General features: G+C 66.5%; 22 protein-coding genes and 1 riboswitch. Of the genes, 7 read left to right on the top strand and 15 right to left on the bottom strand.

The window, feature by feature from the left end; translation table 11 throughout:
• Positions 1 to 2: 2 nt before the first annotated feature.
• The 5 genes from modB (at position 3) to ACE3OK_RS02545 (ending at position 5,691) form a co-directional block, all read left to right on the top strand.
• The gene (gene modB, locus ACE3OK_RS02565; protein ID WP_374247974.1) at positions 3 to 692 is read left to right on the top strand and encodes a molybdate ABC transporter permease subunit; all 690 of its coding nucleotides are present in this window, start codon (positions 3 to 5) and stop codon (positions 690 to 692) included.
• A complete protein-coding gene (gene modC, locus ACE3OK_RS02560) occupies positions 682 to 1,746 on the top strand; it encodes a molybdenum ABC transporter ATP-binding protein (RefSeq protein WP_374247973.1) in 1,065 nt (354 codons plus the stop codon). The genes modB and modC overlap by 11 nt, the downstream gene beginning before the upstream one ends.
• 109 nt (positions 1,747 to 1,855) lie before the next feature.
• Positions 1,856 to 2,908, top strand: coding sequence for a tellurite resistance/C4-dicarboxylate transporter family protein (locus tag ACE3OK_RS02555; RefSeq protein WP_374247972.1), 1,053 nt, complete (start codon positions 1,856 to 1,858; stop codon positions 2,906 to 2,908).
• A 94-nt stretch (positions 2,909 to 3,002) separates the two neighbouring features.
• Positions 3,003 to 3,560 (top strand): molybdopterin-dependent oxidoreductase, encoded by a 558-nt coding sequence (locus ACE3OK_RS02550; RefSeq protein WP_374247971.1) that lies wholly within the window; start codon positions 3,003 to 3,005, stop codon positions 3,558 to 3,560.
• Between the two features lie 118 nt (positions 3,561 to 3,678).
• Positions 3,679 to 5,691: a TonB-dependent receptor plug domain-containing protein gene (locus ACE3OK_RS02545; RefSeq protein WP_374247970.1), complete on the top strand. Its 2,013-nt coding sequence runs from the start codon at positions 3,679 to 3,681 to the stop codon at positions 5,689 to 5,691.
• 42 nt (positions 5,692 to 5,733) lie between these two features.
• Here ACE3OK_RS02545 and ACE3OK_RS02540 read toward each other — a convergent pair whose 3' ends face one another.
• The 14 genes from ACE3OK_RS02540 to moaA form a co-directional block, all read right to left on the bottom strand.
• Entirely contained in the window at positions 5,734 to 6,522 is a 789-nt protein-coding gene (locus ACE3OK_RS02540; RefSeq protein ID WP_374247969.1) for a TOBE domain-containing protein, read from the bottom strand.
• 57 nt (positions 6,523 to 6,579) lie between these two features.
• Positions 6,580 to 7,893: a nitrate/nitrite transporter gene (locus tag ACE3OK_RS02535; protein WP_374247967.1), complete on the bottom strand. Its 1,314-nt coding sequence runs from the start codon at positions 7,891 to 7,893 to the stop codon at positions 6,580 to 6,582.
• Between the two features lie 57 nt (positions 7,894 to 7,950).
• A complete protein-coding gene (locus ACE3OK_RS02530) occupies positions 7,951 to 8,859 on the bottom strand; it encodes a peptidylprolyl isomerase (RefSeq protein ID WP_374247966.1) in 909 nt (302 codons plus the stop codon).
• Positions 8,860 to 8,861: 2 nt separating this feature from the next.
• On the bottom strand, positions 8,862 to 9,566 hold the full coding sequence (gene narI / locus ACE3OK_RS02525; protein ID WP_374247965.1) for a respiratory nitrate reductase subunit gamma: 705 nt from the start codon (positions 9,564 to 9,566) through the stop codon (positions 8,862 to 8,864).
• Entirely contained in the window at positions 9,563 to 10,258 is a 696-nt protein-coding gene (gene narJ, locus ACE3OK_RS02520) for a nitrate reductase molybdenum cofactor assembly chaperone (RefSeq protein ID WP_374247964.1), read from the bottom strand. Before narJ ends, narI begins: the two co-directional genes overlap by 4 nt.
• Positions 10,255 to 11,799 (bottom strand): nitrate reductase subunit beta, encoded by a 1,545-nt coding sequence (gene narH, locus ACE3OK_RS02515; protein WP_374247963.1) that lies wholly within the window; start codon positions 11,797 to 11,799, stop codon positions 10,255 to 10,257. The genes narJ and narH overlap by 4 nt, the downstream gene beginning before the upstream one ends.
• A complete protein-coding gene (locus ACE3OK_RS02510) occupies positions 11,799 to 15,542 on the bottom strand; it encodes a nitrate reductase subunit alpha (protein WP_374247962.1) in 3,744 nt (1,247 codons plus the stop codon). The genes narH and ACE3OK_RS02510 overlap by 1 nt, the downstream gene beginning before the upstream one ends.
• Positions 15,543 to 15,637: 95 nt before the next feature.
• Positions 15,638 to 17,035, bottom strand: coding sequence for a NarK family nitrate/nitrite MFS transporter (locus ACE3OK_RS02505; RefSeq protein ID WP_374247961.1), 1,398 nt, complete (start codon positions 17,033 to 17,035; stop codon positions 15,638 to 15,640).
• A gap of 194 nt (positions 17,036 to 17,229) precedes the next feature.
• Positions 17,230 to 17,577 (bottom strand): hypothetical protein, encoded by a 348-nt coding sequence (locus tag ACE3OK_RS02500; protein ID WP_374247960.1) that lies wholly within the window; start codon positions 17,575 to 17,577, stop codon positions 17,230 to 17,232.
• Complete coding sequence (locus ACE3OK_RS02495; protein WP_374247959.1) at positions 17,574 to 18,083, bottom strand: molybdenum cofactor biosynthesis protein MoaE; 510 nt, start codon at positions 18,081 to 18,083, stop codon at positions 17,574 to 17,576. The genes ACE3OK_RS02500 and ACE3OK_RS02495 overlap by 4 nt, the downstream gene beginning before the upstream one ends.
• Positions 18,084 to 18,085: 2 nt before the next feature.
• A complete protein-coding gene (locus tag ACE3OK_RS02490) occupies positions 18,086 to 18,346 on the bottom strand; it encodes a MoaD/ThiS family protein (RefSeq protein ID WP_374247958.1) in 261 nt (86 codons plus the stop codon).
• Positions 18,346 to 19,593: a gephyrin-like molybdotransferase Glp gene (gene glp / locus ACE3OK_RS02485; RefSeq protein ID WP_374247957.1), complete on the bottom strand. Its 1,248-nt coding sequence runs from the start codon at positions 19,591 to 19,593 to the stop codon at positions 18,346 to 18,348. Before glp ends, ACE3OK_RS02490 begins: the two co-directional genes overlap by 1 nt.
• The gene (moaCB, locus tag ACE3OK_RS02480) at positions 19,590 to 20,588 is read right to left on the bottom strand and encodes a bifunctional molybdenum cofactor biosynthesis protein MoaC/MoaB (protein ID WP_374247955.1); all 999 of its coding nucleotides are present in this window, start codon (positions 20,586 to 20,588) and stop codon (positions 19,590 to 19,592) included. Before moaCB ends, glp begins: the two co-directional genes overlap by 4 nt.
• 3 nt (positions 20,589 to 20,591) lie before the next feature.
• Complete coding sequence (gene moaA, locus ACE3OK_RS02475) at positions 20,592 to 21,572, bottom strand: GTP 3',8-cyclase MoaA (RefSeq protein WP_374247954.1); 981 nt, start codon at positions 21,570 to 21,572, stop codon at positions 20,592 to 20,594.
• Positions 21,564 to 21,711: riboswitch (molybdenum cofactor riboswitch) on the bottom strand. Its footprint overlaps the gene before it by 9 nt.
• A gap of 135 nt (positions 21,712 to 21,846) precedes the next feature.
• On the opposite strand from moaA, the gene ACE3OK_RS02470 reads away from it, so the two are divergent.
• A complete protein-coding gene (locus tag ACE3OK_RS02470) occupies positions 21,847 to 22,251 on the top strand; it encodes a ribonucleotide reductase subunit alpha (protein WP_374247953.1) in 405 nt (134 codons plus the stop codon).
• A 6-nt stretch (positions 22,252 to 22,257) separates the two neighbouring features.
• Here ACE3OK_RS02470 and ACE3OK_RS02465 read toward each other — a convergent pair whose 3' ends face one another.
• The gene (locus ACE3OK_RS02465; RefSeq protein WP_374247952.1) at positions 22,258 to 22,590 is read right to left on the bottom strand and encodes a hypothetical protein; all 333 of its coding nucleotides are present in this window, start codon (positions 22,588 to 22,590) and stop codon (positions 22,258 to 22,260) included.
• 86 nt (positions 22,591 to 22,676) lie between these two features.
• Here ACE3OK_RS02465 and ACE3OK_RS02460 point away from each other — a divergent pair, with 86 nt between their 5' ends.
• A complete protein-coding gene (locus tag ACE3OK_RS02460) occupies positions 22,677 to 23,471 on the top strand; it encodes an inner membrane protein YpjD (RefSeq protein ID WP_374247951.1) in 795 nt (264 codons plus the stop codon).
• Positions 23,472 to 23,484: the final 13 nt, after the last annotated feature.

Genomic DNA, 23,484 nt, shown 5'->3' with positions numbered 1-23,484 from the left:
CCGTGGACGGCACCGCATCCACCTGGCTGCCCGCCCTCTGGATCACGCTGAAGCTGGCGGGGTGGACCACCCTGATCCTGCTGCTGGCGGGGATGCCGCTGGCGTGGTGGCTGGCGCATTCGCGCTCGCGCTGGCGCTTGCCGGTGGGCGCGGTGGTGGCGCTGCCGATGGTGCTGCCACCGACGGTGCTGGGGTTCTACCTGCTGCTGGGGCTGGCCCCGCATGGCCCGTTGGGCCGGCTGGCCGACATGGCGGGGCTGGGCACGCTGGCGTTCACCTTCAAGGGACTGCTGCTGGCCTCGGTGCTGTACTCGCTGCCGTTCGTGGTGCACCCGCTGCAAGCGGGCTTTGCCGCGATCCCGAAGGACACGCTGGAGGCCGCCGCCACCCTGCGCGCCGCGCCGCTGGACCGTTTCATCAGCGTGGTGCTGCCACTGTCGCGGCCGTCGCTGGTCACCGCCAGCTTGCTCGGCTTTGCCCACACCGTGGGCGAATTCGGCGTGGTGCTGATGGTGGGCGGCAACATCGAAGGTGAAACGCGCGTGCTGTCGGTGTTGCTGTACGACCAGGTGGAAGCGATGGCCTATGCCGATGCGCATGTGCTGGCGGCCTGCCTGCTGGGGTTCTCGTTCGCGTTGCTGTTGCTGATGCAGTGGCTGGGCCGGCGCACGGCGGTGCTGCATGGCGGATGACATCCGCATCATCCAGCGGCTGGTGCGTGGCAGCTTCCGGCTGGACGTGGACGTGGCCTTGCCTGCGCGGGGCGTGAGCGTGATCTTCGGCCCCTCCGGTTGCGGCAAAAGCACCCTGCTGCGCGCCATCGCCGGACTGGAGCCGGCAACCAGCGGGCAGCTGCACGTCGCCGGCGCGTGTTGGCAAGACGCCCGCCATCGCCTGCCCGCGCATCGCCGCGCCGTTGGCATGGTGTTCCAGCACAGCGCGCTGCTGCCGCACCTGTGCGTGGAAGCCAACCTGCGCTACGGCTGGAAGCGCGCGGGCGCCTCCGATGCCCTGCTGGAGCAGTGGATCGAACGCCTGCAACTGGCACCGCTGCTGGCACGCCGCCCGCAGTCCCTGTCCGGCGGCGAACGCCAGCGGGTCGCGCTGGCCCGCGCGCTGGTAACGGCCCCCAGGTTGCTGTTGCTGGACGAACCGCTGAGCGCGCTGGATGCCACGCGGCGCGCCGAGATCCTGCCGTTCCTGGAAGCGGTACGGCGCGAGGCCGGTGTGCCGATCCTCTACGTCACCCACGCCATCGAGGAAGTGGCGCGCCTGGCCGACCACCTGGTGTTGATGGAGGCAGGCCACTGCACCGCCAGCGGCAACGCGCTGGATCTGCTCAATCGCACCGACCTGCCACTGGCACTGCGCGAGGATGCCGGCGTGGTGTGGTCGGCGGAAGTCCGCGCGCGCGATGACCACGGCCTGCTGACGCTGGACACGCCTGCCGGCAACCTGTTCGCGCATGGCGAGGCGCACCCGGCCGGCACCCGCCTGCGGGTGCGCATCCAGGCCCGCGACGTCAGCCTGGCCTTGCACCGGCATGACGATTCCAGCCTGCTCAACCTGCTGGCGGCCACGCTGACGGCGCTGGAAGATGCCCCCGGCGGGCAGGTGCAGGCACGGCTGGACGCCGGCGGGTGCACCTTGCTGGCGCGCATTTCACATCGCTCGGTGCAGCGGCTGGGCCTGCACCCGGGCATGCCGCTGTGGGCGCAGATCAAGGCGGTGGCGCTGCTGGTGTGAGGCGGGCTTGATCCGGGTCAAACGGGCCCGCCGGCGCTGCGGTTAGGCTCGTCGGATCGCCTCCCCACGGCGCCGGCCCCTCTCGTCGCCCTCCCAGGGAGAACCCCCCATGCCACCCCTGTTGCAATACGTCCGCAACTCCACGGCCACCCTGTCGCCCGGTTATTTCAGCATGGTGATGGCCACCGGCATCCTGTCGCTGGCGGCACACCTGATGGGACTGCCGTGGCTGGCCAAGGCCCTGTTCGTGTTGAACTGGGGGTTGTTCGCCACCATCGGTGGCCTGGCGCTGCTGCATTTGTACTGGCACCCCAGGCGCGTGCTGGACGACCTGTTCAACCACCTCAATGCACCCGGCTTCTTCACCTTCGTCGCCGCCTGTTCGATCCTTGGCAGCCAGAGCCTGCTGATCGGTGGCAGCCTGCATCTTGCAACGCTGCTGGGTGGCATCGGCCTGCTGGCCTGGGTGGGCTTCACCTATACCATCTTCACCGTGCTCACGGTGAAGCAGGAAAAACCCGAGCTGGCGCGCGGCATCAACGGGGGCTGGCTGCTGGCGGTGGTGGCCACCCAGTCGATGGCGGTGATCGCCGCGCTGTGCTCGCAATACGTGGACCAGCCGCTGCGCATGGAGATGAACTTCTTCGCGCTGTCGATGTGGCTGTGGGGCGGCATGCTCTACATCTGGATGATGTCGCTGATCTTCTACCGCTACACCTTCTTCGCGTTCTCCCCCGCCGACCTGTCGCCGCCCTACTGGATCAACATGGGGGCAATGGCCATCTCCACCCTGGCTGGCTCGCTGCTGATCCTCAACACCCCGCACGCCCCGTTCCTGCACTCGATGCTGCCGTTCCTGAAAGGCTTCACGGTGTTCTACTGGGCCACCGGCACCTGGTGGATCCCGATGCTGGTAGTGCTGGCGATCTGGCGCCATGGCGTGCGCCGCTTCCCGTTCACCTACGACCCGATGTACTGGGGCGCGGTGTTTCCGCTGGGCATGTACGCGGTGAGCACCCTGCGGATGATGCAGGCGATGGAGCTGCACTTCCTCGGCATGCTGCCGCAGGTGATGTTCGGCATCGGCCTGGCCGCATGGGCCACGCTGTTCACCGGCCAGTTGCGGGCGCTGCACCGGCAATGGGTCGCCGCCACCCCCTGATCACCTCCCCCGCTTGATCCCGATCAAAAACGCCAGCCGGGCGCGGCGCTATTCTTTCCTCGCTATATACTTAAACTCATATCGAGGATATCCCATGAAACTCGCGCCCCTGCTGCTTGCCCTGCTGCTGTCCCCGCCCCTGCTGGCCACGCCGGCGCAGCCCGCCAAACCCGCCGCCGCACCGCAAATCCATGCCGTGGCAGGCACCCCCAGCACGTCGTTGCGCATCAGTGGCGCGGTGAAGGCGCCGGCCGACTTCGACGTGGCCGCACTGAAGAAGATGGTGCCGCGCAACACCGGGCCGATGGACGTGGTCTGCGCCTCCGGGGCAACGGTGGGCAAGGCCAACAATTTCCGCGGCGTGCGCCTGACCGACGTGCTGGACCGCGTCGGCATCGATGTCGGCGGCCACAAGGACGGCCGCCGCATGGTGGTGGTGGCGCGCGCCACCGACGGTTACGTGGTCACCTTCTCGTGGAACGAGCTGTACAACACCCCCATCGGCAGCCAGGTGCTGGTGGCCTGGGAAAAGGACGGCAAACCGCTGGAGGCCGGTGAAGGCCAATTGCTGCTGATCTCGGGCAAGGACACCAAGACCGGCCCGCGCCATGTGCGCTGGCTCAGCGAGATTGAAGTCGTCCGCATGAAATAAGCCTTGGCAGGGCACAGGGACGTGCCTCTTTTCCTGCCACATCCCATCCGGCAAGACCGCCCCGCAAACGGGTGGCGGCTTGCTGCACGCCCGATTCCCGCACATGACCACTTCAACGATGAAAAATTTTCCACGCATTCCCCTCACCCGCACCGCGCTGGCCTGCGCCATGCTTGCCTGCCTGGCCTCCGCGCACGCCGAAGACTCCCGCGACAAGACCGGCAAACCCTTCGAACTCGGCCGCGTGGTGGTGCACGGCAAGCAGGACGCGCAGCCTGCCGCCGGTGAAACCGCCGTCACCCGCGAACAGCTGGATCTGCTCAACCGCGACACCGTGGGCGACGCCGTCGCCATCGCGCCCGGCGTGGCGCTGTCCAACAACAGCCGCAACGAATCGCTGGTGTACGTGCGCGGCTTCGACCCGCGCCAGGTGCCGGTGTTCCTCGACGGCATCCCGCAATACGTGCCCTACGACGGCTACATCGACTTCGGCCGCTTCACCACCTTCGATCTGGCCGAAATCCGCGTCGCCAAGGGCGCGGCCTCGCTGCTGTACGGGCCGAACACGCTGGGCGGCGCGATCAACCTGGTGTCGCGCAAACCCGCAGCGCCGCTGGAAGGCGATGTGCGCCTCGGCGCGGGCAGCGGCGGCGAACGCAAGGCGGCGGCCAACCTGGGCATGCGCCACGGCGACTGGTATCTGCAGGCCGGCCTGTCGTGGCTGGATGCCGGCGGCTTCCCGCTGCCGGACGGTTTCAAGGACTACAAGGTCAAGCCCACCGACACCGGCAGTCATCGCCAGAACGCCGACCGCAACGACCGCCGCACCTCCATCAAGATCGGCTATGCGCCCAGCGAGCGCAGCGAATTCGCGCTGGGCTACGTGAAGCAGGACGGCCAGAAAGGCAACCCGGTCTACACCGGCCGCGCCAGCAGCGGCATCCGCTATTGGCGCTGGCCGTGGTGGGACAAGGAAAGCCTGTATTTCATCGGCAACGTCGGGCTGGGCGAGCACGGCAGCCTGAAGCTGCGCGCCTACGAAGATCGCTACGGCAACGGGCTGGAGGCCTACACCGACGGCAGCTATGCCACCCAGCTCAACACCACCAGCTTCCCCAGCGTGTATGCCGACAAGACCCGCGGCGTGAGCCTTGAATTCGCCACCCAGGCGCTCGCCCATCACGACCTGCACTTCGCGTTGCACTACAAGAACGACCGGCATCTGGAAACCAACCCGAAGTCACCGGACAAGGCCTACCGCGACGTCACCACCTCACTGGCGGTGGAAGACGGCATCACCCTCGGCGGCGGTTACGACCTGCGGCTGGGGGTGAGCCATGAACAGCGCGATGCCAAGCAGGTCTATTTCTGGCCCACCGGCAGCACCAGCGCCAACAACGCATTGATCGAACTGCAGCGCGACCTCGGCGAGCACGGGCGACTGTTCGCCAGCGTCTCCCACAAGACCCGCTTCCCGACCATCAAGGACCGCTATTCCGCGCGCATGGGCAGCGCCCTGCCCAACCCCGACCTGAAGCCGGAGGTGGCACGCCATTTCGAACTGGGCTGGCGCGGGCAGCCGTGGACGGGCGCGATGCTGGAAGCCAGCCTGTTCCAGAGCCGCATCGACGACCTGATCCAGGACGCGCTGGTCAGCTCCAACCAGTGCGGCAGCACCGTCTGCAACCAGGCGCAGAACATCGGCAGGGCGCGCAGCCGTGGCGTCGAGCTGACGCTGCAGCAGCACATCGGCGAACGCGGCCAGCTTGGCGCGGCCTACACCTGGCTGGACCGCGACAACCTCGGCAATCCCGCCGTGCGGCTGACCAACAGCCCGCGCCAGCGCCTGTTCGCGCACGCGCAGTGGACGTTCTCGCCGCAGTGGGAGGCTCTCGCCACCGTCGAGGCGGAACAGGGCCGCATCGTCACCTACACCGGACCGGGCAACCAGGGCGGCTTCCTGCGGCTGGACGGCTATGCGACGTTCGGCGCGAAGCTGGTGTGGTCGCCGCTGGACGGGCTCGACATCGAGGCCGGCGGGCGCAACCTCGGCGACAGGTGGTACGAGCTGGCCGAGGGCTATCCGATGCCGGGCCGCAGCTGGTTCGCCAACGTCAGCTACCGGTTCTGAGGGTGCTTGCCGCGCCCGTCGACACCATGCCGGCGGGTGCGTTCAGACCGTCACCGCCAGGATCACATGGGATGACTTGACCAATGCCAGCATCGGCGTGCCCTCGTGGATACCAAGATCACGCGCACTTTCGTTGGTGACGGTGGCGGTCAGTTGGCGGCCCCCCTTGAGCTGCAGCTGCACCTCGGCATTCACCGCGCCCTCGCGGCATGACACGACCGTGCCGGCGAGCGCGTTGCGGGCGCTGGTACGCACACCGGGCGCGGACAGCACCACGAACGAGGACTTGACCAGCGCGATCGCGCTGCCTCCCTCGCGCAAGCCCAGGTCGTCCACGCTGCGGTTGGTGACGATGGCGGTGATGCGGTCCCCGCCATCGAGGTCGAGGATGACCTCGCTGTTCACCGCACCGCGCTGGATGGCGTGGATGGTGCCTTCGAACTGGTTGCGCGCACTGGTCTTGAGCATGAGGTTACCCAGCCTTCCGAGCATGTGATCGAGGTTGCCTGCATCGCTAGCACCGGCCAGCAGGCGGTGCTGCAAGGCGGTCAATGCCTGATGGAAGGCCAGCACGCGCCGGCCCATGTCGGTCAGCCGCGCACCACCGCCGCCACTGCCGCCGGTTTCGGCCACCACCAGCGGCTGGCTGGTGAGCTGATTGAGTGCGGCAATCGCATCCCACGCCCCTTTGTAGCTCATCCCCACCGCACGCGCGGCGGCACTGATCGAACCATGTGCGTCCAGCGCCTGCAACAAGCGCGCCCGCTGCGGGGTCAGGCTGGTGCCGGCACCGCGCAGGCCGATCATGGGTTCCAGCAACGCTGTGGTCATGCGGAAAAATGCAGCAGGCGGCGTGGCAGGGTACGCCACGCCGCCCGCAGGCGTCGATCAACGCGCGTTCTTGGCGTCGATGATTTCCGGCAGGTCGGTTTCGCGGTCGATCTGCGGGAAGTGGCGGCGTTCCATGCGGCGAATGGCGAAGTGCATCCACAGCAACGCGGTGCCGACAAGGACGAACAGCAACATGAAGCAGCTGGTCCACACGCCGGTGAGGTCATTGAGGGCCCCGAAGGCGATCGGCAGGATGAAGCCGCCCAGGCCGCCGATCATGCCCACCACGCCACCCACCGAACCCACGTACTGCGGGTAGTACACGGGGATGTGCTTGTACACCGCCGCCTTGCCCAGCGACATGAAAAAGCCCAGCACGAACACCAGCACGGTGAACGGCACCACGCCGATGGCCAAGTGGAACACGATGTCGCCCTTGATGCCCTTCACCACGTATTGGGTGTCCGGGTAGGCCAGCAGGAAGCAGCAGACCACCGAGACGCCGAAGGTCCAGTACATCACCGTGCGTGCGCCCAGCTTGTCCGACATCCAGCCACCGACCACGCGGAACAGGCTGGCGGGAATCGAGTAGGCGGCTGCCAGCATGCCGGCGGTCTTCACGTCCATGCCATAGGCACCGATCATGTAGCGCGGCAGCCACAGCGCCAGCGCCACGAACCCACCGAACACGAAGAAGTAATACAGCGCGAAGCGCCACACCTGCAGGTTCTTCAGCGGCGCCATCTGCTCGGAGAACGGCATCGGCTTGACGCCGGCCTTGCGACGCTGCTCCAGCGACGGGTCTTCCTGCGACAGCAGGAAGTACAGGATGGCCATCACCGCCAGCCCCACCGCCCAGATCTTGGCGACCATCGTCCAGCCGGCCGCCACCATCACCATCGGTGCCAACAGCTTGGTGACGGCAGAGCCAATATTGCCGGCGCCGAAAATCCCCAGCGCGGTGCCTTGTTTCTCGGTCGGGAACCACTTGGAGACATAGGCCACGCCCACCGAGAACGAACTCCCGGCGATGCCCACGCCCAGCGCCGCCAGCAGGAACTGCGGGTAGGTTTCAGCGTGGGTGAGCATCCAGGTGGCCGCCGCGCCTGCCAGCATGACGGCGGTGAGCACCTTGCGCCCGCCCAACTGGTCGGCCCAGACGCCAAGGAAGATGCGCAGCAGCGAGCCGCTGAGCACGGGGGTGGCGATCAGCAAACCGAACTCGGTGTCGTTGAGCCCCAGATCCTTCTTGATCTGGATGCCGATGATCGAAAAGATCATCCACACCGCGAAGCAGGTGGTGAAGGCGATCGTGCTCAGCCAAAGCGCCCGCTGCTGGCGGGCGCTACTGATGGTCGAAAGGTCTTGCATGGGCTTGCTTCCGTTTCAGGTAATGAACCTTCGCCGCCGGCAAACCCGAGAACGCAATCAGGTTGCCCCGGCTTCAATCGCGTCCAGTCCGCGTACTTCGTAGCGCTCCTGCAAGCCTTGCAGGTATTGCTGGAGTTCGCGTTGCCGAACCTGCAACTCAAGATAGTCGGAAATGCGCTGGTGGACTTGATCGAACGCAAGTTCCTCGCCATTTTCCAGCGCATCCACCCAGACCACGTGGTACCCCCAGCGTGACTCCACCGGGAAGGCCGCCAGGCCTTGCCGCAGGCGGAATACCTGGCGGTCGAATTCGGGCGTGGCCTGCCCGCGTTCCAGCCAGCCCAGTTCCCCCCCCTCGTCCTTCGAGGGACAGTCGGAATGGCGCAACACGAAATCGGCAAACAAGTGCGGTTGCACCTTCAGCTCGGCGATGAGTTTTTCAGCCTGCTCGCGGGCCTGGAAGCGGCCATTGATGTCATCGGCCGGGGCACCCAGCAGGATGTGCCGCACCTTGATGCGGTCCGGCGCGTGGAAGCGCGTCGGGTTCTGCGCGTAATAGCGGCGGCAGTCGTCTTCGCTGGGCACGCGGTTTTCCACCTCGCGCTCCAGCAGCAGGCGAATGCTGGCTTCTTCCACGGCTTCGCTGCCGCCGTCCTGTACCGTCTCCTGCAGGCCAAGCCGCTGGATTTCCAGCCGCAGCAACTCGCGCACCACCAGCGCGCGCGCGGCATCGGCACGGGATTTCTCCGGCGTCATGGCGCGATGGAACTGCATCTCGCGGGCGATGTCGGCCTCGGAAATCACGGTCTCGCCCACGAACAGGTACGCGGGCGCGGCCTGGCCCAGGGTACGCGGGCCTTCATCGGCATGCTCGTGATGGTGCGCGCGCGCCTCCTCCGTCACCGACTTGCCGCTGTCGATGACGGTGATGGGCAGTTCGCGCAGACGCGGCTTGCTCTCTGCCACCGTTACGCCCTCGGCCCGTAGCGCAGTGCCGGCTGCCGGCGACGCACCACCTGATAGGGACGCCACAGGTAGCTCATCGGGATGCTCCACACGTGCACCAGGCGGGTGAACGGGGCCACCAGGAACAGGGTCAGGCCAAGGAAGATGTGCGCCTTGTACACCCAGTGCACGTCGCCGACGAAATCGGCCGCGCCGCCACGGAAGGTGACGATGTGCTGCGCCCATTCCGCCAACGCCATCATCACGCCGCCGTCCATGTGGTGGGTGGACTGCACGATGGTGTACAGGCCCAGCAACAGCTGCGCGAACAGCAGCAGCAGGATGACGGTGTCACCCGTGGTGCCAGTGGCCTTGACCCGCGGGTTGAACAGGCGACGCACGGTGAGGATGCTGATGCCGACCAGGCAAACCGCACCGAACACGCCACCCGCCACCATCGCCAGCAACTGCTTCTGCGGCGCGGTGATGACCGACGCATAAAGCGCATGCGGGGTCAGCAAGCCCACCAGGTGGCCACCCAGGATGGCGAGGATACCGAGGTGGAACAGGTTGCTGCCCACGCGCATGCCCTTGTCGGAGAGCAGCTGGCTGGAGCCGGTGCGCCAGGTGTACATCGATTTGTCGAAACGCACCCAGCTGCCGATGAAGAACACCGCCAGCGCGATGTAGGGATAGAGTTGGAAAGCGAATGTATTCAGATAGTTCATGGCTGCACCTGTTGGGTAGCGGCAGAGGATGAAACGGCTTTGAAGGAAGGGCGCGTGGCCGGTGCGCAGTCCTCGGACGGGGCCTCCGTACCGAAGCGCACCGCTTCCTCTTCCCACAGCTTGTCCATCACTTCGGGAGTGTCGTCGCGGGGCTCTTCGCTGGCACGCTTGCGCAGGGCGGACAGGTCGAGTTTGCCTTCGGCATATTCCACCAGCAGCTCCAGCAGCAAGGCATACGGGCTTTGCCGTTCGCCGGCACGCGCAGCCAGCAGGCCGATGATGTGGCTGACGTGGTGCAGCCAATCACGTGCTTCCACCTCCGGCCGCAGGCTGAGGTATTCCAGCAGCAGCGGCAGGTAATCCGGCAACTCCTTGGCGGACAGCTCGTAGCCGTTCTTGCGGTAGGCTTCGATCAAATCGACCATGGCCTGGCCACGGTCGCGCGATTCGCCGTGGATGTGCTCGAACAGCAGCAGGCTCATGGCGCGACCACGGTCGAAGGTTTGCAACCAGCGATCCTGAGCTTCCAGCGCGTCGCAGGCGAGCAATTCGCCCACGAAGCCCGCCAGTTGCGCGCGCCGGGCCTGCGGCAAGCCGCAGGCCTCGACCGCCGCCAGCAATTCGTCGCCGTGCTGCCACATGCCATCCTGCGGATAGTCCAGCAGCACGCCGACGAGCTTGAGCAAGCTCATTCGACCACCTCGAACTTCTCCTGCCGGTTCGGGTGCACCGCATAGCTGGTGGTCTTGCGCTGACTGAACAGGTCGGCCGGCGAATCACCGCTGCAACCATTGCCGAAGGTGAAGCCGCAACCGCCACGCTCACCGAAGGTGTCGTTGGCGTATTCGCGGTGCGCGGAGGGCACCACGAAGCGATCTTCGTAGTTGGCAATGGCGAGGTAGCGATACATGTCCTCGGCCTGCGCCACGGTCAACCCGGCCTGCTTCAGCACCGCCAGGTCTTCCACGCCGTCCACGTTCTTGGCACGCCGCCAGGCACGCATCGCCATCATCCGCTCCAGCGCACGGATCACCGGCGCTTCATCGCCGGCGGTCAGCATGTTGGCGAGGTAGCGCACCGGGATGCGCAGCGAACCCACGTCCGGCAGTTCGCCGTTCATGCCCACCCGGCCGCGCTCGGCGGCGGACTGGATCGGCGACAGCGGCGGCACGTACCACACCATCGGCAGGGTGCGGTATTCCGGGTGCAGCGGCAACGCCAGCTTCCAGTCAATGGCCAGCTTGTAGGTCGGCGAGTGCACCGCCGCTTCCAGCCAACTGTCGGGAATGCCTTCCTTGCGCGCGGCCTCGATCACCTTGGGATCGCTGGGGTCGAGGAAGATGTCCAGGTGCGCCTGGTACAGATCCTTCTCGGCCGGCACGGAGGCGGCTTCCTGGATGCGATCGGCGTCGTACAGCAGCACGCCGAGGTAGCGGATGCGGCCCACGCAGGTTTCCGAGCACACGGTGGGCTCGCCCATCTCGATGCGCGGATAGCAGAAGATGCACTTCTCGGATTTGCCCGACTTCCAGTTGTAGTAGATCTTCTTGTACGGGCAGGCCGACACGCACATGCGCCAGCCGCGGCACTTGTCCTGGTCGATCAGGACGATACCGTCCTCCTCGCGCTTGTAGATCGCACCCGACGGGCAGGCGGAGACGCAGGCCGGGTTGAGGCAGTGCTCGCACAGCCGTGGCAGGTACATCATGAAGGTCTTCTCGAACGCGCCGTAGATCTCCTTCTGCACGTTGTCGAAGTTCTTGTCCTTGCTGCGCTTGGCGAACTCGGTGCCGAGGATTTCTTCCCAGTTCGGGCCCCAGTGGATCTTCTGCATGCGCTGGCCGGAGATCAACGAACGCGGGCGCGCGGTCGGTTGGTGCTGGCTGTCCGGGGCTTCGTGCAGGTGCTGGTAGTCGAAATCGAACGGCTCGTAGTAGTCGTCGATCTGCGGCAGGTCGGGGTTGGCGAAGATCTTCGACAACATGCGCCAGCGCCCGCCGGCGCGCGGCACCAGCTTGCCGGCGGCAGTGCGTACCCAGCCGCCGTTCCACTTGTCCTGGTTTTCCCACTCCTTCGGATAGCCCACGCCGGGTTTGGTCTCGACGTTGTTGAACCAGGCGTATTCCACGCCTTCACGGCTCGTCCACACGTTCTTGCAGGTGATGGAACACGTGTGGCAACCGATGCACTTGTCCAGGTTCAGCACCATCGCGATCTGTGCACGGACTTTCATTACACCACCTCCTGAGCATTGGCAGGCACGGCCTCGCCATCCAGCCAATCAACCTTGTTCATCTTGCGCACGATCACGAATTCGTCACGGTTGCTGCCCACCGTGCCGTAGTAGTTGAAGCCATAGGCGAACTGGGCGTAGCCGCCGATCATGTGGGTGGGCTTGAGCACCACGCGGGTGACCGAGTTGTGGATGCCGCCACGGGTGCCGGTGATTTCCGAGCCGGGCACGTTGATGATGCGTTCCTGCGCGTGATACATCATCGCAATGCCGTTCATCATGCGCTGGCTGACCACTGCACGCGCAGCGATCGCACCATTGACGTTGAACAGTTCGATCCAGTCGTTGTCCTCGATCCCGGCATCGCGAGCGTCGTCCTCGCTGAGCCACACGATCGGGCCGCCGCGCGACAACGTCTGCATGATCAGGTTGTCGGAATAGGTGCTGTGGATACCCCACTTCTGGTGCGGGGTGATCCAGTTCAGCACGATTTCCTTGTTGCCGTTGCCACGCTTGTTGTGCAGCGGCGCGATGGTCTTGGTGTCCACCGGCGGGCGGTACTGCATGAAGCCTTCGCCGAAGGCCAGCATCCATTCGTGATCCATGTAGAACTGCTGGCGTCCGGTGACGGTGCGCCACGGAATCAGCTCGTGCACGTTGGTGTAGCCGGCGTTGTAGCTGACGTGTTCGTCTTCCAGACCGGACCAGGTGGGCGAGGAAATGATCTTGCGCGGCTGCGCCTGGATGTCGCGGAAGCGGATGGCTTCATGCTCCTTGCCCACGGCCAGGTGGGTGTGGTCGCGACCGGTGAACTCACCGAGCGCCTCCCACGCCTTCACTGCGACATGGCCATTGGTTTCCGGCGCCAGATGCAGCACGCATTCGGCCGCATCGATGGCGGTCTGGATGTTGGGACGGCCCTGGCTGACGCCTTCCTCGCGCACGCGATGGTTGAGATCGCCGAGGAAGTGCACTTCATCCTTGGTATCCCAATTGATGCCCTTGCCGCCATTGCCCTGCTTGTCCAGCAGCGGGCCCAGCGAGGTGAACTTCTTGTACAGGTTCGGGTAGTCGCGCTCGACCACCGCGATCGTCGGCATGGTCTTGCCGGGGATCGGGTCGCACTCGCCCTTCTTCCAGTTGGTGACGCCCAGCGGCATCGCCAGCTCCCCGGGGGTGTCGTGCAGGGTGGGCACCAGCACCACGTCCTTCTCGACGCCCAGCACGCCGGGCGCCATCTCGGACACGGTCTTGGCGATGCCCTTGAAGATGTCCCAGTCGCTGCGTGCTTCCCACGCCGGATCCACCGCCTTCGACAGCGGGTGGATGAACGGGTGCATGTCGGAGGTATTGAGGTCGTTCTTCTCGTACCAGGTCGCGGTGGGCAGCACGATGTCGCTGTACAGCGCGGTGGTGCACATGCGGAAGTCCAGCGTCACCAGCAGATCGAGCTTGCCTTCCGGCGCTTCGTCGCGCCACTTGATTTCTTCCGGCTTGGTGGCACCGCGCTCGCCCAGATCCTTGCCCTGCAGGCCGTGGCGGGTCCCCAGCAGGTGGCGCAGCATGTACTCGTGGCCCTTGCCGGAACTGCCCAGCAGGTTGGAGCGCCAGATGAACATGTTGCGCGGGAAGTTCTGCGGTGCATCCGGGTCGGCGTAGGCGAAATCCATCGCCCCGCTCTTGAGCTGGCTGACCACGTAATCGGCCGGCGAGGCGCCTGCGGCCTCGGCATCCTTCGCAATCTGCAGCGGGTTGCGGTCCAGCTGCGGCGCGCTGGGCAGCCAGCCCATGCGGATCGCCTGCATGTTGAAGTCGGCCTGGCTGCCGCTGTACTTGGCCGGGTCGGCCAGCGGCGACAGCAGCTCCTTCATCTCGACCTTCTCGTAACGCCACTGGTCGGACATGAAGTAGAAGAACGAGGTGCCGTTCATGTGGCGCGGCGGCTTGCTCCAGTCCAGCCCGAATGCGATCGGCTGCCAGCCGGTCTGCGGGCGCAGCTTCTCCTGGCCCACGTAATGCGCCCAGCCACCACCGGTCTGGCCTACGCAGCCGCACATCATCAACATGTTGATGAGGCCGCGATAGTTCATGTCGTTGTGGAACCAATGGTTCATCGCCGCACCGACGATGATCATGCTGCGGCCATGGGTCTTGGCGGCAGTGCTGGCGAACTCGCGGGCGATCTCGATCACGTCGTGGCGCGGCACGCCGGTGATTTTTTCCTGCCATGCGGGCGTGCCCGGCACGTTGTCGTCGAAGCTCGACGCCACGTTGCCGCCACCGAAACCGCGATCGACGCCGTACTGCGCCAGCAGCAGGTCATAGACGGTGGCGACCATCCATTCCTTGCCGTCGGCCAGTTGCAGGCGCTTGACCGGAATGTTGCGCTCCAGGATGTCGTCGAACTTGGAGGCCGTCCACTTGCCGTGCTCGATGCCGCCGAAGTACGGGAAGCTGACCGACGCCATGCCGTCGTTGCCATCCTTGAACGACAGCCGCAGGCGGGTTTCACGGCCGGCGCTGTCCTTCTCCTCGATGTTCCATTTGCCCTTTTCGCCCCAGCGGAAACCGATCGAACCGTTGGGAACGGTGATTGCACCGGTGATCTCGTCGAATGCCAGCGTCTTCCACTCGGGGTTGTTGGTTTCGCCCAGGCCACCCAGATCGGAGGCACGCAGGAAACGCTCCGGCACCAAGCGCCCGTCGGCACGCTTTTCCAGCCGCACCAGCATCGGCATGTCGGTGGTCTTGCGGCAGTAATCGACGAAGTACTCCGTGGCCTTGTCGACGTGGAATTCCTTCAGGATCACATGCCCGAACGCGAACGCCAGCGCCGCATCGGTGCCCTGCTTGGGGTGCAGCCAATGGTCGGTGAGCTTGGCCACTTCGGAATAGTCCGGCGTGATCGACACCGTCTTGGTGCCGTTGTAGCGTGCCTCGGTGAAGAAGTGCGCGTCGGGCGTGCGGGTCTGCGGGACGTTGGAGCCCCACGCGATGATGTAGCGGCTGTTGTACCAGTCGGCCGATTCCGGCACGTCGGTCTGCTCGCCCCACACCTGCGGGCTGGACGGCGGCAAGTCGCAATACCAGTCGTAGAACGACAGGCAGGCACCGCCGAGCAGCGACAGGTAGCGCGCGCCGGACGCATAGGAAATCATCGACATCGCCGGGATCGGTGAGAACCCGATCACGCGGTCGGGCCCGTACTTCTTCACGGTGTAGAGGTTGGCCGCCGAGATGATTTCGTTGACCTCATCCCAATGCACGCGGGCGAAGCCGCCCATGCCGCGACGGGTCTTGTAGCTCTTGGCCTTGGCGAGGTCCTCGACGATGCTGGCCCATGCGTCCACCGGCGCCTTGCCCTTGCGGGCTTCGCGCCACAGCTTCAGCAGTGCGCCGCGCACCAACGGGTACTTCACGCGGTTGGCGCTGTACAGGTACCACGAATAGCTGGCACCGCGCGGGCAACCGCGCGGCTCGTGGTTGGGCAGGTCCGGACGCGTGCGCGGATAGTCGGTCTGCTGGGTTTCCCAGGTCACCAAGCCGTTCTTGACGTAGATCTTCCAGCTGCAGGAGCCGGTGCAGTTCACCCCGTGGGTGGAACGCACGATCTTGTCGTACTGCCAGCGCGCGCGGTAGCTGTTCTCCCACTCGCGGGTTTCGGTCTTGGTGACGCCGTGCCCGTCGGCAAACTCTTCCGGATTGCGCTTGAAGAATTGCAGGCGGTCAAGGAAATAACTCATGGGAACATCCTCTTGGCAGGTTGGCGCAGATCCAGCGCCCACATCTGTTCTTTGAAGGCGGCAATATCGGCCGCCACGTTTTCATTGTCCAGCAATCAGCACGGCGTCTCGGCACCGCGGCGGAAATACCACCACCACGTCACCACCAAGCAGGTGGCATAGAAGGCGACGAAGCCGTACAGCGCCATCTCCGGGCCGCCGGTCCAGGCGATCGACGAGCCGAAGCTCTTGGGGATGAAGAAGCCGCCGTACGCGCCGATCGCCGAACTGAAGCCGATCACCGCCGCCGATTCGATGCCGGCCTGGCGTGCCGCAACCGCCTTGTCTTCGGCCTTGCCACTGGCCGTCCAGCGCTCGTGCAGGGTGCGGAAGATCACCGGGATCATGCGGAAGGTGGAGGCGTTGCCGATGCCGCTGAGCACGAACAACCCCAGGAAGCTGCCGAGGAAGCCGTAGAAGTTGCCGCCCTGGCCGTTGTGGTCGGGCAGGAAGTGCAGCACGCAAAACACGCCCACGATCATCAGCGCGAACACCCAGAAGGTCAGCAACGCGCCGCCCAGTTTGTCCGACAGCCAACCGCCGGCCGAGCGCATCAGCGCACCCACCAGCGGGCCGAGGAAGGCGTAGGTCATCGGGTTGACGTCGGGGAACTGGGTCTTGGTCAGCATCGGGAAGCCGGCCGAGAAGCCGATGAACGAACCGAAGGTACCGATGTACAGCCAGCACATCAGCCAGTTGTGCTTGCGCTTGAAGATCACCGCCTGTTCCGCGAACGAGGAGCGCGCCGCCGCCAGGTCATGCATGCCGAACCACGCCGCCACGGCAATGATCAGCAGGAACGGCACCCACACGAAACCGGCGTTCTGCAGGAACAGATCCTTGCCTTCCGCCGTCAGCTGCGGGCCACCCACGATCCCGCCGAACAGGCCGAGGGTGATGACCAGCGGGATCACGAACTGGGTGGCAGAGACGCCCAGGTTGCCCAGCCCCGCGTTCATGCCCAGCGCGTAACCCTGCTTGGCCTTCGGGTAGAAGAACGAGATGTTGGACATCGACGAGGCGAAATTGCCGCCGCCGAAGCCGCACAGGATGGCGATGGCGACGAAGTGCCAGTACGGGGTGCTGGTGTCCTGCACCGCGATGCCCAGCCATATGGCGGGGATCAACAGCGAGGCAGTGGCAATGGCGGTCCAGCGGCGGCCACCGAACATCGGCACCACGAACGAATAGAAGATGCGGAAGGTGGCACCGGACAGCGCCGGCAGTGCCGCCAGCCAGAACAACTCGTTGGTGTCGAACTTGAAGCCCACCTTCGGCAGGCTGACGGTCACCGCCGAGAACATCTGCCAGATGGCGAATGCCAGCAGCAGTGCGGGGATGGAGATGGCGAGGTTGCGGTTCGCGATGCGGTTGCCGGTGCGCGCCCAGAACGCGGCGTCCTCCGGATGCCACTCGTGGATCACGGAACCGACGCTGATGGGCTTTTCTGCCATTTGCGCGCTCATGAGTCGTACCTGCAGGTTGGGAACCGGTCGTGAGCAGTGCGCGCCCCTTGCGGGGCAGCGCTTCCGCCACCATGCGCTTATGGTGAAGCGCAGGGTTCACCGGCGATTTGACTCCAGTCAAATCCCGCCGGATACCCTACTCCCAACTTGACGCAGGTCAACCACGCACCACCCTGCCGCAATCAGCGCTTGTGCGGGCCCCGGCTGCGGACACTGTCGCGCACGTCCACCTCGAACTCCACGTCGAGACGGTCCTCCCCGCTTGCCGGCAGTTGGACGTGCAAGCCCTCCCGGCAGGGCAGCCGTGCCACATAGGGCTCCAGCAGGCTGCGCGGCAAGTGGAAACTGAATTGACCGTGCGCGCCCACCAGCGCCGGCTCCATTTCCGCAGTCAATCGCACCTGCATGCCGAATGCGGCGCCCGGCAGCAGCCGGGTCTGGCTGCCGACGTCCTGCCCTGCCAGCAGGCTGGCCAATTCGGCCTCGTCCAGCCGCAACCGCAGGGCTTGCCCTTGCAACTGCACCTTCACCGGTGGGCCTCGTGCGCATGGCCGTGCCCGTGCCCGCCCGTTGCCGCATGGCCGTGGCCGTCATCGCACAGCGAGCATCCCTCGCTCCAGACGCTGTCACCGTCGACGTAGTGCTCCTGCTTCCAGATCGGGCTGGTGTGCTTGACCGCCTCCACCACCTGCCGGCAGGCGCGGAAGGCTTCATCACGGTGGGGGGTACCGGCGGCCACCACCATCGCCAGGTCGCCAATTCCCAACCGCCCCTTGGCGTGGCCGATGTAGAGCTTGAGCTTGCCGCCGAAGTCGCGCTCGGCCTGCGCAGCGATCTCGGCGAAGCCGTTCAGCGCCAGCGGCACGAACATGTCGTAGCTGATGCCGGTCACGTCACGGCCATGGTTCAGGTCGCGCACGCGGCCGACGAACATCGTGATGCCGCCGAAACCGGGGTCGGAGACGAACTCCAGCGCGGCGGCCGGGTCCAGCCGGCCCTCGGCGATCTCGGCAACGGTCAGATGATGGCGATCCATGCTCAACCCCCGCTCACCGGCGGCAGCACCGCCATGCCCACGCCCGACGGCAGCGGCTGCGCATCGCGCAGTACTGCGGTGTCGCTGGCGAAAGCGGAACGCGCCAGCAGCGCCGGGTTGAAGTTCGGCCAATGCGCGCGGCCATGTGCCTCCAGCGCGGCGCGCAGATCGGCCACGCGGGCACCCTCGGCCAGCGTCAGCACCACTTGCGGTTCCGGCTGGCAGTCGCGGAACGCCCCGAACAGCTTCACTTGCACGTCCATCACGCTTGTCCCTGCAGTTGCAGCCCGAGCAGGTGCCCGGGCGGGTAGACATCCACCAGCGCGCCCTCCGCCAGATCGCCGGCGGCGGCATCGACCACGACCCACGCATTGCTGAACGCCAGCGGCGCGACCCGGAACGATTCCTGCCCCGGCAGTACCCGCGCCTGCAACCGGCCATCGCCATCCAGCGCCACGTGACCCTTGAGGTGGAAGCGCAGCGCGTGGCGCTTGCGGTAGCCGCCCAGCAGCGGCAGCCGCAGCGGGCGCTCCGGCACCAGCCCCAGCAGCGCCCGCAACGCCGGCTCGACGAAGAAGCGCAGCCCCACGGCGCTGGAGGCCGGATTGCCCGGCAGCCCGAAGAACAGCGCGCCGTTGGGCAAGGTGGCAAACAGCAGCGGCTTGCCGGGACGGATCGCCACCTTGTGGAAATGGAAGGTCGCGCCGAGCTTGCGCAGCGCATCGGGGATGAAGTCGTAGCGGCCCATCGAGACCGCACCGGTGCTCAGCACCAGTTCCGCGCCGGCCGAGCGCGCCTGCTCCATCGCGATGAAGAACGCTTCGGCATCGTCGCTGACGGTCTGCCGCAGCACCACCTCACCACCCGCCTGCTCGATCCGTCGGGCCAGGTACGGGCCATTGCTGTTGCGGATCTCGCCGGAGCCCAGCGCCTGCGCGGGATCGTCCACCAGCTCGCGCCCGGTATTCAGCAGCGCCACCCGCGGAGCCGCACGCACGCTCACCTCGGCCACGCCCAGCGCCGCCAACAGCATCAACTGCGGGGCATCCAGGCGGGTGCCGGCGGCGAGGAAACGGTCGCCCCTGCGCACGTCCTCGCCATGCCGGCGGACATGCTGGCCGGGCGGCACATCGGCCTGCAGGCGGACGCGGGCGGGCTTGCCGTCGCCATCGCGGGCCAGCACCTCGACCTGCTCGACCGGGATCACCGCATCCAGCCCGTCCGGGATGCGCGCGCCGGTCATGATTTCCCACGCCCCACCCTGGGCGGTGGCCTGCGCGTCGCCTGCGGCCTGCGCGCCCAGCACGTCGAACTCGGCGCCCGCCGCCGCGCCGGCATCGCCCACCCGCAGGGCAAAACCGTCCATCGCGGAATTGTCGAACGGCGGCAGGTCTTCGCTACTGTGCACCGGCTCGGCCAGCACCTGTCCCGGCACCGGCGTGCGGGGCACCACCGGCAGCGGCTTCGCCTCGCGCTGGATGAGCGCCAATGCCTCGTCGTAGCCGATCATGGGTGCGGCCTGCCATCGAGCATCGCCAACGCGTGCGCCAGCAGCGGCTGCAGCATGTCCATGCACTGCTGCGCCGCGCGCGGGCTGCCCGGCAGCGCGAACACCAGCATGCCGCCCAGCTGCACCACTTCGGCGCGGCTGAGCCAGGCCAGCGGGGTGTGCTTGGCGCTTTCGCTACGCAGCATTTCTGCCAGCCCTTCCACCGGTCGGTCGGCCACCCGCCGCAGCGCTTCCGGCGTCACGTCGCGCGGCCCCAGGCCGGTGCCGCCGCTGCACAGGCACAGGCGCACGCCCTTGGCGGCCAGCGCGTGCAGGCGTTCGGCCAGCGGGTCGATGCCGTCGGGCAATACTTCGATGTGGCCGATTTCGGCGCCCAGCTTGCGCAGCCCTTCCACCAGCACCGGGCCGGAGCGGTCTTCGTACGCGCCCACACTTGCGCGGTCGCTGAGGGTGATGACCGCGCACGGCACGCCGTCGAGGCGGGCCAGGCCACGCGGCTGGTAGTGCGCGCGCTCGTCCTCCGTGATGCCGTCGGGGTGCACCCACAGCCCCTTCTTGCCGCCTTCCTTGAACAGCAGGCGCACGCCGTTGATGGCAAGCGCCGGCTGCACCGGCTTGGTCAGATCGTAAAGCGTGAGCAGGGCCGCGTTGACGCCGGCCAGCGCTTCCATTTCCACCCCCGTGCGGGCTTCAAGCGCGCATTCGCAGTAGACCCGGATGGCGTGGCGCTCCGGCACCGGCACACAGCGCACGCGCACCAGCTCCAGCGAAATCGGGTGACACAACGGCATCAGCATGGAGGCCATCTTCGCCCCCTGCAGACCGGCGATTTCCGCCATCACCAGCGCGTCGCCCTTGGGCAGGCGGCGCTCGATCACGGTGGCATAGGCTTCCGGGCCGGGCAGGAATTCGCCCACCGCCACTGCACGGCGGCGGGTCGGGCGTTTGCTGCGGATATCGGCCATGTAAAAGGCCGCGTCACGTTGTGTTGTCATGGTTCAGCCGCCAATCGAGGCCAAATGCGGGGTGATGCCGGTGTTGCCCTGATGCAGGCCGTGGCCGGCGGCTTTCAAGCCGAGCTGGGTAGCGATGCGTGCCACCAGCGCGTCGTGGTCTTCATCCGCCTGCAGCAGCGGCCGCAGCGGAATGCCGAAATCGCCGAACAGGCACAGCCGCAGGTCGCCGCGGGCGGTCACCCGCAGGCGGTTGCATCCGGCGCAGAAGTCCTTCGAATACGGGGCGATGATGCCGATCCGCCCGCGATAGCCAGGGTGCGCGTACTCGCGCGCCGGGCCGGCATCGGCGGCGCGCGGTCGGAGCGCCCAGCCGGCATCCACCAACTGCTGTTCCAGCGCCTCGGCGCGGTAATGGTGGCGTTCGAAATAGGCCTGGTTGTCGCCGGTGCGCATCAGCTCGATGAAGCGGATCGACACGTCGCGGTCGCGCAGGAAGTCCATCCACGCCGGCAGCTCGTCGTCGTTCAGCCCGCGCAGCAGCACCGCGTTGAGCTTGACCGCATCGAAGCCGAGGCCCTGCGCGATCTCGACGCCCTCCATCACCTCGTCGAAGCGGTCATGACCGGTGATGGCGGCGAAACGCGCCGATTGCAGGCTGTCCAGGCTGACGTTGAGCGCGGTCAGCCCGGCTTCGCGCCACAGCCGCACATGCCGGGGCAGCAGGCAGCCATTGGTGGTCAGGGCGATCTTCTGCACGCCCGGCGTCGCCGAGACGGCGGCGATGATCGACGGCAGGTCCTTGCGCAGGCTGGGCTCGCCGCCGGTCAGGCGGATCTTGCGCATGCCCACCGCCGCGAAGCCGCGCACCAGCCGCTGGATTTCCTCCAGCACCAGGAAGGTGGGGCGTCCATCGGCTTGGTAGCCATTCGGCAGGCAGTAGCTGCAACGGTAGTTGCAGGCCTCGGTGAGCGAGAGCCGCAGGTAGGGGAACGTGCGGCCGAAGCCGTCGATGAGGGTTGCCATCTTGTTGCTCCAGTCCAAACACGGGAGGCCGGCCCGTTTCCGCTGCCGACCCGGTGGCCCGGTCTGTTGACCCGGACCACGGCCCCGCCGCCATATTCACGATGAACCCAGGCAGTGGGGCTTGGAGATGCCACGCGCAACAGCTTAGCCCCGGCAGGGCCGCCCGTGCTTGATTGCAATCAATATCGGCCCGATTTGCCCGCCGAAAGGCCTCCACCGGACGGACAGGCGTGTAAGCTGCGCCCCCATCGCCCTACCCCACGACGCCACCGCCATGAGTCTCGCCAGCTTCCAGGACCTTCTCGACGCCGCCCAGCAGCAACCCGAGCCGCAGCGCTTGTTGTTCGTGTTCGCCAAGGTCGAGCTGCCGCAAAATGCCACCGCCGAGCAGCGCGAGCGCTTCGAGAACCGCGAAGGCGGCACCCTGACCCCCAGCCTGTGCGTGGACAAGGCACCGGAAGACATCGCCAGCTTCGAGGCGCTGGCCGAGGAATCCCGCCACACCGGGCAGGAATGGGACATGGTGTTCGTGGGCAGCCTGTCCGGGCGTGCCGGGGTTGCACCCAGCGCCGACGAGGCGGCGCAGCCGTTGCGCTTCATGGTGAATGCGATCAACAACGGCCAGGTGGCGCAGTTCGCCACCTTCGACCGCCACGGCAGGGTGCTGCAGTTCGGCTGAGCGCCGTCAGCCGACTACCAGGTGGCGCACCATCTGCAGGCCGAGGAAGAAGGCGATCAGCACGGCATTGATGGCCCACACCACGGTGAGGGCTTGCGCCATCACGCCGTAGCGCGAATCCTTGACGTTGGGGGATGCCTTCCACACCGCTGCCACGATCCACGCGGTGTAACCCAGCAGGAATACCAGCAGGCCGAGGGTGGCACCCCACAAGCCTTCCTGTTCCAGCAACCACGCCACGGTTGCCCACAGCAGGTTGCTGGGCAGCACGCCATAGAGCCAGAACACTTTCCAGAGCGGGCTGCGCTCGGGCAGATAGGTTGCGTGCGTCGCCTGCATGGAACTCCCCCGGAGTATGGTCGAGACACCGGCATAGTACGCCCTCCCACGTGGCAGGCAAGCGCGGCTGTGCGACACTTCGACGCATGATCCTGCTTGCCGCCACCGTGCTGTCGTACCTGGCCGCCGCTGTCTGGCTGGGGCTGGGCGTGCAGCGCCCGGAACCCGCTCCCGCGCGCGGCTGGCTGCTGCCTGCCGGGCTGGCCGTTGCGCTGCATGCCACGCTGCACTGGCTGAGCTGGCGGCAGACCGGCAGCACCGACCTGCACTTCTTCGCCGCACTCTCGCTGGTCAGTCTGGGCATGGCGGCACTCACCACCCTCGCCGGCATGGGGGGATGGATGCGGGCATTGGGCGTGGTGGTCTTCCCGCTGGCGGCGGTGCTTGCACTCGTCTATGGCCTGTACGGGCACGTGCAACAACAGGAACCGCTGGGCTGGCGCCTGCTGCTGCATGCGTGGCTGGCGCTGCTGGCCTACGCCACGCTGGCGCTGGCGGCCTTGCTGGCCGTATTTTCGTGGGCGCAGGAACGTGCCCTGCGGCGGCGCGAATTCCACCCATGGTTGCGCGCGCTGCCGCCGCTGACCGCGCTGGAAGCCCTGCTGTTCCGCAGCATTGGCGTCGGTTTCGTGTTGCTTACCGCCACCTTGCTGACCGGTGTGCTGTTCGTCGACAACCTGCTGGCCCAGCATCTGGTGCACAAGACCGTGCTCAGCCTGCTGTCATGGCTGGTATTCGGCGGCCTGCTGCTGGGCCGCTGGCTGCGCGGCTGGCGCGGCAGCAAGGCGGTGCGCTGGACGCTGACCGCCATGGCGCTGCTGGTGCTGGCCTTTTTCGGCAGCAAATTCGTGCTGGAGTTGGTGTTGCACCGGGTAGGCTGACGCTTTTGATTGC

This window comes from Thermomonas sp., from assembly GCF_041905325.1.
GTDB lineage: Bacteria > Pseudomonadota > Gammaproteobacteria > Xanthomonadales > Xanthomonadaceae > Thermomonas.
Note: the sequence above shows the minus strand (reverse complement) of the source record. Positions and strands in the feature narration are given on the sequence as shown.